Origin of the sequence: Kordia sp., assembly GCF_965224175.1 — a bacterium.
Lineage (GTDB): Bacteria > Bacteroidota > Bacteroidia > Flavobacteriales > Flavobacteriaceae > Kordia.
Window position 1 is genome coordinate 572,907 of sequence record NZ_OZ245041.1, and the last position, 14,860, is coordinate 587,766.

At 32.3% G+C, this 14,860-nt stretch carries 14 protein-coding genes; 12 read left to right on the top strand and 2 right to left on the bottom strand.

The window, feature by feature from the left end:
* Positions 1 to 11: 11 nt before the first annotated feature.
* The 12 genes from ACOQOS_RS02750 to ACOQOS_RS02805 all read left to right on the top strand — a co-directional run bounded on the left by ACOQOS_RS02750 (position 12) and on the right by ACOQOS_RS02805 (position 11,747).
* Positions 12 to 2,216 carry a TonB-dependent receptor gene (locus tag ACOQOS_RS02750; RefSeq protein WP_420573432.1) on the top strand — a complete coding sequence of 735 codons (2,205 nt, stop codon included), beginning with the start codon at positions 12 to 14 and terminating at the stop codon, positions 2,214 to 2,216.
* A gap of 116 nt (positions 2,217 to 2,332) precedes the next feature.
* Positions 2,333 to 3,211, top strand: coding sequence for a helix-turn-helix domain-containing protein (locus ACOQOS_RS02755; protein ID WP_420573433.1), 879 nt, complete (start codon positions 2,333 to 2,335; stop codon positions 3,209 to 3,211).
* A gap of 100 nt (positions 3,212 to 3,311) precedes the next feature.
* Positions 3,312 to 4,760: a nuclear transport factor 2 family protein gene (locus tag ACOQOS_RS02760; RefSeq protein ID WP_420573434.1), complete on the top strand. Its 1,449-nt coding sequence runs from the start codon at positions 3,312 to 3,314 to the stop codon at positions 4,758 to 4,760.
* 79 nt (positions 4,761 to 4,839) lie between these two features.
* Positions 4,840 to 5,469 (top strand): O-methyltransferase, encoded by a 630-nt coding sequence (locus ACOQOS_RS02765; protein ID WP_420573435.1) that lies wholly within the window; start codon positions 4,840 to 4,842, stop codon positions 5,467 to 5,469.
* 155 nt (positions 5,470 to 5,624) lie between these two features.
* The gene (locus ACOQOS_RS02770) at positions 5,625 to 6,530 is read left to right on the top strand and encodes a tetratricopeptide repeat protein (RefSeq protein ID WP_420573436.1); all 906 of its coding nucleotides are present in this window, start codon (positions 5,625 to 5,627) and stop codon (positions 6,528 to 6,530) included.
* 9 nt (positions 6,531 to 6,539) lie between these two features.
* Positions 6,540 to 7,541: a sensor histidine kinase gene (locus ACOQOS_RS02775; RefSeq protein ID WP_420573437.1), complete on the top strand. Its 1,002-nt coding sequence runs from the start codon at positions 6,540 to 6,542 to the stop codon at positions 7,539 to 7,541.
* Positions 7,535 to 8,203 carry a LytR/AlgR family response regulator transcription factor gene (locus ACOQOS_RS02780; protein ID WP_420573438.1) on the top strand — a complete coding sequence of 223 codons (669 nt, stop codon included), beginning with the start codon at positions 7,535 to 7,537 and terminating at the stop codon, positions 8,201 to 8,203. Before ACOQOS_RS02775 ends, ACOQOS_RS02780 begins: the two co-directional genes overlap by 7 nt.
* Before the next feature lie 104 nt (positions 8,204 to 8,307).
* Entirely contained in the window at positions 8,308 to 9,102 is a 795-nt protein-coding gene (locus ACOQOS_RS02785; RefSeq protein WP_420573439.1) for a matrixin family metalloprotease, read from the top strand.
* 83 nt (positions 9,103 to 9,185) lie between these two features.
* Positions 9,186 to 9,626: a hypothetical protein gene (locus ACOQOS_RS02790; RefSeq protein ID WP_420573440.1), complete on the top strand. Its 441-nt coding sequence runs from the start codon at positions 9,186 to 9,188 to the stop codon at positions 9,624 to 9,626.
* A gap of 115 nt (positions 9,627 to 9,741) precedes the next feature.
* Positions 9,742 to 10,779, top strand: coding sequence for a helix-turn-helix transcriptional regulator (locus ACOQOS_RS02795; protein ID WP_420573441.1), 1,038 nt, complete (start codon positions 9,742 to 9,744; stop codon positions 10,777 to 10,779).
* A 116-nt stretch (positions 10,780 to 10,895) separates the two neighbouring features.
* Complete coding sequence (locus ACOQOS_RS02800; protein ID WP_420573442.1) at positions 10,896 to 11,249, top strand: hypothetical protein; 354 nt, start codon at positions 10,896 to 10,898, stop codon at positions 11,247 to 11,249.
* Positions 11,250 to 11,276: 27 nt separating this feature from the next.
* Entirely contained in the window at positions 11,277 to 11,747 is a 471-nt protein-coding gene (locus ACOQOS_RS02805; protein ID WP_420573443.1) for a YHS domain-containing (seleno)protein, read from the top strand.
* A gap of 178 nt (positions 11,748 to 11,925) precedes the next feature.
* Here the strand turns inward: ACOQOS_RS02805 and ACOQOS_RS02810 are convergent, their stop codons facing one another.
* Together ACOQOS_RS02810 and ACOQOS_RS02815 are read right to left on the bottom strand one after the other, a co-directional pair.
* Entirely contained in the window at positions 11,926 to 12,351 is a 426-nt protein-coding gene (locus tag ACOQOS_RS02810) for a VOC family protein (protein WP_420573444.1), read from the bottom strand.
* 72 nt (positions 12,352 to 12,423) lie between these two features.
* Positions 12,424 to 14,823 carry a TonB-dependent receptor domain-containing protein gene (locus ACOQOS_RS02815; RefSeq protein WP_420573445.1) on the bottom strand — a complete coding sequence of 800 codons (2,400 nt, stop codon included), beginning with the start codon at positions 14,821 to 14,823 and terminating at the stop codon, positions 12,424 to 12,426.
* Between the last annotated feature and the right edge of the window lie 37 nt (positions 14,824 to 14,860).

The window sequence follows — 14,860 nt, forward strand, 5'->3', positions numbered from 1 at the left end:
ACATAAAAACTATGCACATACGTATATGGACAACGTTGTTCCTATGTATCTTATGCGGATTTGTCAACGCACAAAACAGTGACTTTACCATAAAAGTACTTTCAGAAGAAGAAAATGAACCGCTATTAGGAGCAAATATTGTATTCGAAGACCTAAACAAAGGAGCAATTACCAATAATGAAGGAATTGCTAATTTTTCAGAGATTCCGATTGGTTCACACAAAATCATGATTTCTTTTATAGGTTATAAAACATTTGAAACAACAGTAACGATTAAAAAAACTACAGTACAATTCATTTTTTTGCTGAAAGAAGCCAAACATGAGCTAAATGCTGTTATGATTGAAGCGACACGTAGCACACGTGACATTCAAAGAATTCCAACGCGAATAGAAGTAATTGGTGGTGAAGAACTAGGAGAGAAGAACATGATGAATCCTACCAATATTTCTATGGTATTACGCGAAAGTACAGGAATTCAAATGCAACAAACTTCTTTAAGTAGTGGAAATCAAAACATTCGTATTCAAGGTTTGGACGGACGTTATACACAACTGTTACGTGATGGTTTTCCTTTATATGGAGGATTTTCCAGCGGATTGAGCATCATGCAAATTCCACCTTTAGACTTAAAACAATTTGAAATCATCAAAGGAAGTGCTTCTACCTTATATGGTGGCGGAGCAATTGCAGGTTTGGTAAATCTTGTATCCAAAACTCCTGATTATGAGCCTGCATTAGACATCATGTTTACGCAAACACATGCGCTAGGAAGCACCGCAAATATCTTTTACAGCAAACGAAATGAAAAATTTGGAGTAAGCTTATATGCTTCTGGAAACTATCAAAAAGTATATGATCCGGAAGATGATGGATTTAGCAACTTGCCAGAAACAACATCTATCGCTTTCAATCCAAAATTTTATTACTATCCTTCAGAAAACACAACATTTTGGGTTGGAATAAACGGAAGTTACGACGATCGAATTGGTGGTGACGTAGACAAAATTGAAAATGGTCAAAACGGAATTCATCAATACACAGAAGAAAACATCTCAAAACGTGTGAGCAGTCAAGCAGTATTTACTACAAAACTAGATACGACACGTGTTTTTACTCTAAAAAATAGTTTTTCCTTCTTTGATCGTGAATTAAATGTACCAGACATGCGTTTCAAAGGAAAGCAAGTAAATTCCTTTACAGAAGCGACATTACAACACAATTTAGACAAAAATGACTGGACTTTAGGAGCTAATCTATACACCACAACTTTCGATGAAGATGACAGCGCGCCATTACAACGCGATCAAAACGATGTTACTTTTGGACTTTTTGTAAATTCTAACTTTGACTTATCAGCAAATTGGATTCTTGAAACAGGTTTACGTACTGATTTTGCCAAAGGTTGGGGCGTTTTTGTACTGCCAAGAGTTTCATTACTCTATAAAAATGACGCTGGATTCTCCAGTAGACTTGGTGGAGGATTAGGGTATAAAACACCAGATATTTTTACAGAAGAAGCAGAATTTATTAACTTTGAAAATGTATTAGGAATTGATCAAAATTCGCTCAAGGCGGAACGTTCTTATGGCGTAAACCTTGATTTTAACTACAAAACCAAGCTCTTCAATGAAACCATCGGATTCTCTGTCAATCAATTATTTTATGCGACATCAATTGACAACGGATTGTTGTTAAATCTAAATGCGGATAACTTATTTCAGTATCAAAATGCAGATGGAGAAATCTTAACAAAAGGAGCAGAGACAAATATTAAATTCTCATACAAGCACTTTAAATGGTTCTTAAACTATGCTTTAATTGATACAAAACTTAGATACTTGCCAGGAAACCCTAGAAAACCACTAACCGCAAAACACAATGCCGGAAGTGTAGTAATGTATGAAACAAATAAATGGCGTTTGGGTTATGAAACCTATTATACAGGCTCGCAAGTACTTTCTAATGGTACAGAAACTACTGATTTTATTACGATGGGCTTTTTAGCGATGCGAAACTTTAATTGGGGAGGAATTTACGCAAACTTTGAAAACTTTACAGATCGCAGGCAAAGTCGTTTTTCACCGTTGGTATTGCCTCCGCATGAAAATCCAACATTTCCAGAAATTTATGCGCCAACAGATGGTTTTATTTTTAGTTTAGGAATCATCATCAAGCCATTTGGAAACCATAGTGAACATCATGACGATCATTAATATCTAGATTAGATATACAGTATCACTTTAAGTAATTTTCAAAAAATCAAAACCGCTATTGCTTTTGCAGTAGCGGTTTTTTTATGGTATAACGTCAAATTGTTTACTTTTATACCATGGAACAAGTCTTACCAAAAATTGCTTTTAAATCAAATACGATACTTGATATTGAGGTAATGACTTTTGCTGAAACCTATAAAAAACTTACAAATGTTCATGGTCACGATCCGTTTGCGGCACATAAAATTCAGTTTTACATCATTTTAGTTGTTACAAAAAATACATATGCACATTATGTAGATTTTAAATGTTATGACTTACGAGAAGGCAGCGTTATTTTTGTCGCTAAGAATCAGGTGCATTATTTCACAAAAGCACTTCAAAATGCGGAAGGTTTTGCTATCATTTTAAATAGCGATTTCTTAGAACAAAACTACTTGTTATCTAAAAATATTACTCTAAATAGGTTATATAATTACCATATAGAAGTTCCAGTGATTCATCCTGAAGAAATTGGCGAAGATGAATTTATAAGCATCATTCAAAAACTCTATTTTGAATACAAGCTACCTAACAACTTTGCCAAGTTGGAAATGCTACGTGCTTATATCAATATTATACTTCTCAAAGCAGAAAGAGTAAAGCAAGAACAATCAAGAAATACAATCAAAGCACATTGGTTGCGTGTATTTAACGAATTTAAAACACTTCTTGAAGTAAATTACACAAATAAAAGAAATTCAAGAGGTTATGCTGCTGATTTACACATTTCCTATAAGTTTTTAAATGATGTTGTAAAGAAATCTACAGGGAAAACCGTCAAAGCCTTTATTGATGATTTTGTAACGATTGAAATAAAACGTTATCTAGCTTCTACCTCATTATCAATAAAAGAAATAAGCTATGCAACGGGTTTTGATGAACCTGCAAACATGATAAAATTCTTCAAAAAACACACACAAGAAACTCCATTACAATTTAGAAAGCAATTATAGAGTCGGTTACACTTTTACTATTTTTTGTTTCAGTTTGATAATCTATTAAACGATCCGTTTTTTCAATTTTGTACCAGTTACAAAAAACACAAAACGTATCATGAAAATCAAATTAATACTATTAGCAATTATCGGAGGATTTGCAACAAGTTGTCAAAGCAATCAATCGGTATTAGAAGTAACAACTTTTAAACTAAAAACTACTGCAAACCCAACAAAATTTAATGCATTAGATGCTGCGGTAGAAACCAATTACACGAGCAAACAACCAGGTTTCATAAACCGTCAAAGCGGTGTTAATGAAAAAGGGGAATATGTAGTCTTGGTCTATTGGAATAACATGGAAAATGCAGACGCTTCTATGAAAAAATTCATGAATGATGCATCTGTTGCTGACTTTGCTTCGATGATTGATGGTAAAACAATGAACATGAAACGCTATCATGTTGATAACACTTTTACTGAAAATATTAGCAATTTCATTGAAGTTATGTCTTTCCATACAAAAAATGGTACTGATCTAGCAACTTTCAAAGAAACAGACAAAAAAGTGAAAACAGATTTCACAGAAAAACAAAAAGGCTTTTTAGAACGCATTACAGGTGCTGATGAAAACGCAACACAAGTAGTTGCAGTGTATTGGGACACCAAAAACAATTCTGATGCAGCGTTACAACCATTTATGAATCATCCAATTTCCAAAGAATTTATGGGAATGATGGACGAATCATCAATACAATTTGGACGCTATCAAACACTTAAATCATTAAAAAATAATCCTATGGAATTATCAAAAAAAGACAAAGTAGTCGCTTTATTAAACAGTTTTAACACAGGTGACAAAACACCTATTTCGTACATCAATCCAGAAAAATATATTCAGCATAACTTAGCAGTTGGTGATGGATTACAAGGATTTGGAGAAGTAATGCAACATGCGCCGCCACAAGGTTTCAAAGCAAATGTAGTACGTGCTTTTGAAGATGGTGATTATGTAGTAACACACACAGAATACGACTTCTTCGGACCAAAAGCAGGTTTTGATGTATTTCGTTTCGAAGATGGGAAAATTGTTGAACATTGGGATAATTTATTAGAAGTACAACAACCAAATCCTAGTGGAAGAACACAATTTGACGGAACTACAGAAATTACAGACTTAGATAAAACTGAAACAAACAAAACTGTTGTTAAGGAATTTATTGAGAAAGTATTGTTAAATCACGAAATGGATAAACTAACAACGTATATCAATCCAACAAAATATTTACAACACAATCCTGCAGTAGCAGACGGTTTAGATGGTTTTGGCGCAGCAATGAAATACTTTGCAGATAACGGATTAGTGATGGAATACACAAAACTTCACAAAGTATTAGGACAAGGAAATTTTGTGCTTACCATGAGTGAAGGGAAATTTGGAAAAGGAGAACACACTGCTTTCTATGACTTATTCAGACTTGAAAATGGACAAATTGTAGAACATTGGGACGTAATTTCAACAATTCCTCCAAAAACGGAATGGAAAAACGAAAATGGAAAATTCTAAAAATTCCACAAATTAGTAATTAGTACAGAAGGAATATCAACACATTTGGTATTCCTTTTTTTAACTTAAAACATAAAAAATGCAAACAATCACAAGACAAACACAAATAGAAATAGTTTTAAATGAATTATTTAAGGATTCAAAAAATGACTATTTAAAAATGGTAAAAGGAATGGCAAAAAGTGTTTTCAGACCTTTACAACCAATTGACTTTAAAGAAGCATATCTTTCCATATCAAAACAACAAGGAGAAGCGTTAAAACAGCTCATACAAGATCATAACTTTACTCATATTGTTGAATTTGGAACTTCATTTGGAATTTCAACATTATTTTTAGCACAAGGTATCATAGAAACGAATGGTCATATCATTACCACGGAATTAATCGAATCGAAAGCACAAAAAGCGATAAAAAACTTTACAAAAGCTGGTGTAAACGAACATATTCAAGTGAAAATTGGTAATGCGATGGAAACACTAAAACATCATAATTCACCAATTGATTTATTGCTTTTAGATGGTTGGAAAGATTTGTATTTGCCTTTATTTCAGCTTTTAGAACCAAACTTTCATAAAGATACAATTGTATATGTAGACAATGCAGATATGTCTGAAGTTCAATCATTTTTAGCAACGATTCGTCAAAACGAGCAATATCAGTTGGAAGCAAAACATCAAGGAAAAGTTGTGTTAATTCGTAAAAAATAAGTGTTTTTATCAGCTTTATTTTTTATGAAATAGAGTTTTCAATTCATATTCATAGATAAAATAAGGAAGTCCATAGATGTTTTTTGATAAATTAGAGTCTATTTTAGAGGTTTGTAAAAGAAATCAAAAACGAATAGTCATCAAAAAACAGTTTTATGAAAAAGGTAATTTTAGTTTTGAGTATTTTATTCATGTACGCTTGCGGCGAAAAATCTAAAGAAAAAGAAACCACAGTGCAAGCGGAAGTTGTACATTCAGATAACGAAGAATTAAAAGCAATTTACAAACAAGATCAAGCAGAACGCAAAACGGAAACTATAGATTGGAAAGTAGTATCAAAAAATGATAGTTTACGTCGCATACGCATTCGCGAATTATTAGATGCTGAACAAGTAAAAACTTCACTAGATTATCATAACGCAGCGATGGTGTTTCAGCATGGACGCGATTCTTCTGACTACGGAATGGCCGTAAAACTTATGCAAAAATCGATTGATTTAGATTCAACAGCAGACAAATGGTTGTTGGCAGCGGCAACCGATCGTTATTTATTAAGTAAAAATGAACCGCAAATTTACGGCACTCAATACGAAAGACAACAAGGTGAACCATGGAAATTGTCAAAAATTGACACAACAAAAATCACAGACGAAGAACGTTTAGAATATGGTGTGCAAACGCTTGCACAGCAACGTGAACGCGTTAAAAAGATGAATCTTAAGCAATTGTCTGAATTAACTGTAGCTGGTAAAACCACACAAGAAATCATACAGTTCATTAAAAATGAAGACATAAAAACATCAAAATACGACTTGTCAGAAAGTAGCATCAATGTATTAGGATATGGAATTATGAATTCAGGAAATATGAAAGATGCTTTGGCAGTTTTTAAACTCAATACAGAACTATATCCTGAAGCATTTAATACGTTTGATAGTTATGGCGAGTGCTTTCTCGCTTTAGGAGATACAATTAATGCCATTACAAACTATCAAAAATCTTTAGACTTAAATCCTAAGAATACAAACGCAACTGAAATTCTTTCTAAAATAAAGAAATAAGGAGTTTGTATGACACTTTTTCGCATAGAAAATATCATTAAAAAAGAAGTCTATTTACATCTTATATTTTGGACTTTATACATTAGTTATCCATTGTTGAAATACACAGAAAGCAACTATATATTTATACAATGGATAACTTCAAATAGTAACGTACCATTGCTTTTGGCAACAGTATACATTTGTTATTATTTCTTCTTTTCTTGGCGAAATACGTATAAAATCCCTGTATTATTATTGTTCTTTTTACTAATGACGATACTTGGTGTATTGTTTTCAGAATACATTTTAAGTCTGTATATCTATCATTTAGAAAATTATTCATACAAAAAGCATGCTTTTGGTGTTTTGGGCGAGTACATTTTAGTATGCTTGATATTTTATAGCTTTTACAGTTTCAAAAAATCATATATACTCAGTAATCATTTACGAATTGCAGAATTAAAAAATCTAAAATCGCAGATAAATCCACACTTTTTATTTAACACGCTAAACAATATTTACGCGTATACACTAACAAATGATGCGAAAGCTTCTGAATTGATTTTAAAACTCTCAGATAACTTTAAATATGTATTGAACGAAGGAAAAAAAGAAAAGGTTTCTATTCAATTAGATTGGGAACATATCAAAGATTATATATACATCAATAGTTTGCGTTGGGAAGACAAAATCACCTTTGATGTTTCGGAAGATATCACGAACAACAATGTACTTATTTCACCTTTAATTCTGTTAACTTTCGTAGAGAATGCAGTTAAATATACAAGTAAATTAAAAGGAAAGAATAAGATTGCTATTGGTTTGAAAGTCAGTGATGAAAAGTTGTTTTTTAGTTGTGTAAATCCGTACAATAACGCATACGAATTAACGGATGACTGGAAATCGAGTGGAATTGGTTTAAACAATACCAAAAAACGTTTAGCATTGCTATACCCAAATCAACATGAACTAAAAATTGACGATCAAAATAATCAATTTACAGTGACTTTAAAATTGAGTTTATGCTAAAATGTATCATTGTAGAAGACGAAAAAAATGCACAGTCCGTTTTGTTGCATTACATTGAAAAAACGAGTTTCATCAATTGTATTGGTGTATATGAATCTGGTTTAGATATTCCGCAAGAAACGCTTCAAACTATTGATTTTATGTTTTTAGATATGGAATTGCCCGAGCTCAATGGTTTGGCTTTTTTAAAAACGCTTGTAAATCCTCCAAAAGTAATCATTACGACAGCATATCCTGATTTTGCTATTGAAGCTTTTGAACAAGCAGCTGTAGATTATATGGTAAAACCTTTTTCGTATGCTCGATTTTTAACAGCTGCAAACAGAATACGTACGGCAACAACGAACTCAGAAGATTCGGAATACATTTTCATCTACGCAGACAAAATCACGCATAAATTAAAGCGAAACGACATTCTATACATGAAGTCTGAATTAGATTATGTTGCTATCGTTACTGACGAAGAAAAAATACTCACATTAGGAAGTTTGTCCAATTGGTTACAAAAACTAGACACTTCAACTTTTATACAAATCCACAGATCGTATATCATCAATACCAATCGACTAAAAAAGATAAAACCCAATACAGTTCTTATTGAAACAACTGAAATTCCTATTGGTAGCACTTATAAATCCACAATAAAGAAATTATTCAATTAACTTATTTTTTATGCTAATAAATTGAAAAATACCCTTTTATAGGTATTGAGTACAATGCTATAAACCGATTACTTTGAATTAATTATTAACTAAAAGTAATCATCATGGCTAAAAAAACAACTACAGTAGACAATTCAATTTTTGCACGAAGAAAAACAGAAGATGTATTCAAACCAGCGCTAACAAATGTACATATCTACGGAAAATCTAATACTGTTTGCAATACAGATGCTAAAGGATATGCAACTCCCGGAGGCAGGAATGATAAAGATATTGTCATTGATACTTCGGAAGGATTTGTACCACTTTGGGCAAAAAATCAGCATTTAAGATGGCGATTTAATAAGGATTCATTCAATTATTTTCAAAATCCAGAAGCTGCTAAAAATGGTGTACGTAATTTATTTTCAGAAGCACTACTAAAATGGGGAGATGCGGCTCCAATTAAATTTAGCGAACGAGATGATGCTTGGGATTTTGAAATAGTGATGAGTTATTCCGATGATTGTAATGATTACGGATGCACATTAGCAAGTGCTTTTTTTCCTGATAGTGGACGACATGAACTTGTAGTGTATCCAAAAATGTTTACACAAGTTCACAAAGAACAAATAGATACTTTTATACATGAATTAGGGCATGTTTTTGGCTTGCGACACTTCTTCGCAAACATTAGCGAAACACGTTGGTCAAGCGAAGTATATGGAGAACACGATCCATTTACGATTATGAATTACGGACACAAATCTGAATTGACTAAAAACGATAAAAAAGACCTTAAATCTTTATATCAGAAGGTTTGGAGCAAAGAACTTACTGAAATTAATGGTACTAAAATAATTCAAGTAGTTCCTTTTCATCGATTGGTAGAAGGATACAGAAGCATACATATTGATTGATATGAAATATTATCATATGAAATGGATACACAATTTTAATTTACAACACTTTATCTCATCAAAAAATAAAAAAACCAACTACTATGTCACTAAAATCATATTTTAGATTATTTGAATATATACAACCAGAAAACCAACAGAATGGAGAAGAAGTCAACGAGAAAAGACCAACTGCATTTTTACAATGGTTGGCGTTATTCTTTGGAGTAATAATTCAACCATTCTTTACATTTTTTAGAGAAAATGGAAAGTTAAATAACATTACAGAAATTTATAGCAATTACTTTTACATCATCTTTGGAATTATTGTAGCTACAATAATTTTCCCATCTGTATATCGTTCTACTTTTGATACAGATAGACCAAAATTTTTACAAATCATTCCAATTTTTACGGCAGGACTAGGTTGGCAAACAATGGTAGAGTCTATCATAAATGGTGCTACAAAAACAACTTTAGAAACAGATGGGGAAACGTCAGCAGCTATTTTGGAATTTGTAATCAATCAGTTGTCATTGTGTTAAAGCAAACTTATGAAGATGTATTAAGTTTAAATCACGGTTTTTAGATGTCGGAAAATAAAATAAACTCGATAATAGATTATATTTACAATTCCTAAAGAGATAAAAACGAAGAGTTGTGGTTACCAAGATTCATGCTGAAATCAACAAAGTATACTTTATAGAAAAATATACCTTGATTCATATTTTAGAAGGTTCTGGAAATATTCAGGTTGATTTTAAAAACTATCATGATTGGAATGATAAAGCGATTTACCTAGAAAAAGGACAGTATATAAAGTTCCTTTCTGATGATTTTATAGTACGTTTTATTCACTTTCCAGATGAAATTATCTTTAAATCGAAAGATGTTCGAATTCTCTTTAAACATTTAATTTCATTAGGGTATATCAACTTTACTGAATGTGAAGATTGCAAAACATTCTTAAATACTACGGTTTTTAACAATGATATGTCACAACTGATTGATGTTTCTACAGCACAATGGTATTGGCAAAATCCTTTTCAGGCAAATAAGGAAGAATATCAAATTATTTTTGATGTCAAAGACGTTATTGATCAAGAGTTTTCGAATAATATCAACACTTCAGCTTTGGCGAATCATTTGATACATTCTGAATATACGGTAAAACATCTGGTGAAGAATAAACTCGGATTGTCTGTTAAAAATCTAATTCAGAATAAAAAACTCATCGAAAGTCAAAAAGACATTGCCTTTACAGACAAAAATATTCAAGAAATAGCATACGATCAAGGATTTAAAGATCCTGCTTATTTTAATCGTACGTTCAAAATAAAAACTGGGCAAACACCAAAACAGTTTCGTGACAATTTCGATTATAAAGAACGAGATTTGTTTGTTCAGGATTTAATCAATCTTATTCAAGAATTTCACAAAGATCAGCATGCATTAAGTTTTTATGCAGATCAAATGAATATTAGCGTAAAAGCATTATCTAAAAAAGTAAAACTAAAGATGAATACTTCTTTAGGGCAGTTAATTCGGTCACAATTAATACTTTCTGCCAAAGAAATGCTTGCGCAAGAAATAGCTATTAAAAATATAGCACATACTTTAGGTTTTGAAGAAACCAATCATTTTTCTTCCTTCTTTTCTCACTATGTTGGTGTTTCTCCTTCCAATTACAAAAAGTAAACTCAAAAAAAGTACAATCTTAGGCGTCTTTTTTGTAGCCTCTTAACGCCGATTCGTCCGCATATTTGCAATGTAATTAACAACAACAAATTAATTAACATTTTAAAATAATAAAGATGAATATTAAAGATCAAGCAACAAAAATGGACAGTATTGTAGCGCAAGGCGCAATTGTAGATGCTGTAAAACAATTCTTTGCAGATAATGCAACTACTTCAGATTACAACGGCTTAGCAACAGCAAACAAACAGGAAATGGTTCAAAAGATGGAAGGATTTGCTGGTGCTATCGCAAACGTAAATGGTATTACACATCACAATACTATTGTAGATGGAAATCTTTCTGCTTCTGAGTTTACATTCGATTTTAACATGAAAGATGATAGTAAAATTTACTGGCACGAAATCATCCGTCGTAACTGGAATGACAAAGGCGAAGTCATTCGTGAAGAATATTTTAACGCACAATAATTATAAATACCTAAAAACATAGAAAAAATGAAAAATATCCTAAAATCAAGCATCTTAATTTTAAGCTTTTTAATAAGCACACTACTATTTGCACAAGACAACAAAGCAAACAATATCGACAACAGTAATATAGCATTAAAAGGATACAGTCCGGTTTCTTATTTAGACTTAGGAATTGCACAAAAAGGAGTGAAGCAATACAAGTCCGAACATAAGAAAGTAATTTATTACTTCACATCTGCTGAGCAAAAGTCAACTTTTGATAAAAATCCAGAAAAATACCTTCCTCAGTATGGCGGATTCTGTGCCTTTGGAGTATATGCTGGCGCAAAATTCAGACCAGATCCAAACAAGTTTATTGTAAAAAATGGAAAATACTTTTTATACTTATACAACTTAGAATTGGACGCACAGCAACTATGGTTAGCTGAAAACAATCATGGAAAATTGCTAGCCACAGCAAATAAAAACTGGAAAAAATTAAAAAAGACACATTAAGGCATTTGTGACTTCTTTTAAAGAGGCTGTCTAAAAAGGTAATTGAAGCGTCATTCTGAGCTAGACTCAGAATCTCACAACACTGATTTTTAACTGTTATGAGAAACCGAACTTGATTCGGTTTGACGAAATTGATACTTTTAGACAGCCTCTTTTATTTTAAAACGATCTATTGAAATTATTCCGAAAGGTTAAATTGCCAAGAAATACCGTATGTATCGGCGCACCAACCGAATTTCTTTCCAAAACTATAATCTCCAGTTTCGTAATTGTCTAGCGGAATCATTACTTGACCACCATTTGAGGAAAGTTTTTCAAATAGAGTGTCTATTTCCGCTTCAGAGTCTGATGAAACAAATAATGATACGCCTGGTGAAAATGACCAAGCATGATTGTAATTGTTTTCAGAAGCCATGTATTCTACGCCATTTAATGTAAATACAGCATGTTTAATGAGTTTTGGTGTTCCTCCGGCTTCTCCTTCAGCGTATTTAATAATACTTTTAATGCTTGAATTTGGAAAAATAGAAGTATAAAAATTGATTGCTTCTTCAGCTTTTCCGCAATTTTCTCCTACAAATGTTAGAAATGTTGTTGTTTTCATCTTTTTATAGTCTTTAGTTAGTATATCAAATATACTTAAATCTAAGTATTTAAAAATCAGAAAAAATCTTGGTTAAAGTCTACGTTGTTCATCACGTAAATCAATTGCTTTGACACGTTTCTTTTTTCCTGAACCAAAATTGTACGTTAATGACAGTGTAAATTTTCGAACTTCCCAACGATTTGTCCAATCCGTACGTACATTGTCTTGTTCGGTAACACTTCGCCATCTACTGGTTTTAAAGATATTATCTGCTCTAAATAATAAACGTAGTTTTTCATTAAAGAAGAACTTCTTTACACGAAATGACATGTCATAAGAAGGTTTTGAAACCGTATTTCCGTTGCGTCCCAATCCAGCATAAAAACTATTCCAATAAATAGTCCAATCGTTTTTTAGCCTGAAGGTTTGATTGATTGTTGTATACCAATTTGTTCCTGTTTCGTCATATCGAAAATCGGGTACTTCTGATCGTGCGTGATTGTATGAGAAATCGCCATAAAAATCAATATCCCAAAATTTCATAGGAGAAACAGACGTATTGAATGAAATCCCAACATCTTCAGAAGTAGCAATATTTTCCATAAACATTGTGGTAATCTGTGTAGCTTCATCATAATTAAAAATACGATCCATCAAATCAGTTGTAAACTTAGCATACAAAGAAGCAGAAGTTCGTTGCTTAAAAACCCATGTGAAATCGAGCGCATGTGTAAATTGTGGTTGTAAATTTGGGTTTCCAACTTCTACATTATACGTGTCTACATATTCAAAGAAAGGATTCAATGCTAAATAACGCGGACGCTGAATTCTTCTACTATATGAGAACTTAAATTGATTGTGATCTAAATTATGATTGATGCTAAATGAGGGAAATAACGATAGATAATCACCTGTATTAGACATTCCAGCAGTAATAGAAGTTGCATTGTAATCTATATATTCGGCACGCAAACCAGCTTGAAAGCTCCAGTTTTTTTTGTTGTAATTGATAATTCCATACAAAGCACCAATTGATTCTTTATATTCCAATTCGTTGCTACGATTTACATCGAATTCAAAATTTGTATTCGGTTCACGTTCAAACAACATATTATTATAACGATTGGATACATAGCTATATTTAGCGCCAGTTTCTACACGAAATGCTTCGCTTATTTCTTTTTCATAATCTACACGAGAACTGACAATAGTATAGTTCGTTGGATTGTCATTTCGGATAATTTCAGAAGTTCTATAGGGTTGATTGTCTGATACATTAAAGTAATCATTGATCGTTGTTTGATCTTGTGTATTCTTGTATGTTGCATAATTTATTTGCGCATCAAATTTCGTGTCCAAACTGTCGGAAGCATAACTATAATACAAGTTTCCTGTGAGTCGTTTATTGTTTTCATCGAGCGTATTGCTTAACACGGTAAAGCGTTCGTAATTTCCATTATAAAATTCGTTGGTACGGCCTTCGGTTTCTTCATTACTATTATACACATTAAAATTCCATGATGTTCCTAATGTTGCATTCTTTGAAATTGTATAGGAAACACCCAACTTTGACGTTAGACTTGTAGATGTAGGAAACCAATCGTTAAATTGGTCTAGTGTTGTTTGTAAATTTGGTTCAGAAATAGATTGTACTACGTTTCTATGATTTACCGATTCAAAATAGCCATAATATACACCAGCATTTACATTCCACTTTTCCGTCTGATTGTACAGATTTAAACCATAACTATTTTTTATAAACTCTGCATAACCAACAGAACCGTATACATTTCCTGTAAAACCTTGATAAACTGGTTTCTTTAATCGGATATTCAAAATACCGCCAGTTCCAGCTGCATCATACTTTGCAGAAGGATTCGCTATAATTTCTACGGCTTTGATATTATCGCCAGCCATGGTTTTTAAAAACTGTTTCAGCGCATCGCCAGATAGGAGCGAAGGTTTTCCATCGATTAGGATTTGTAAATTTCCATCACCTCTAAAAATGATATTTTCATCTTTGTCTAAACGCATGCCAGGTAATTTGCTCAAGGTTTCTAACGCATCATTTCCTGCACCAATTCCAGATTTATCAACATCGACAATCATTTTGTCACCAGTCATTTTAATTAAGCGTTTCTTTTGAAGAATTACGACAGCATCCAATTCTGAAACATCAATTTTTAAGCTGATATTTAAAGTTTTATCCTCAGTAGTTTCTGAAAAAACAGCACTTTTATATGTTACATAACCAAGCGTTTCTACTTTTACATAAAAAGGCGTAGTATTGAAACGAATGCTATACTTTCCGTTTTCGTCACTGTATGCGTAACCGAGTAAGCGATCTGCGGAAGCGTCAAAAACTGTCACAGCAGCAAGCGACAAGGTTTCATTCGTATTTTCTGCGCGAATTGTTCCTGTCAAAGTCAATTCTTGCGAAAGCAATATTGAAGTAAAAAGTAGTGTGAGAATGAAGATGAATTGTTTCATGGCGTAAAAATTATTTGCGATTCGTCACCTTGAACTT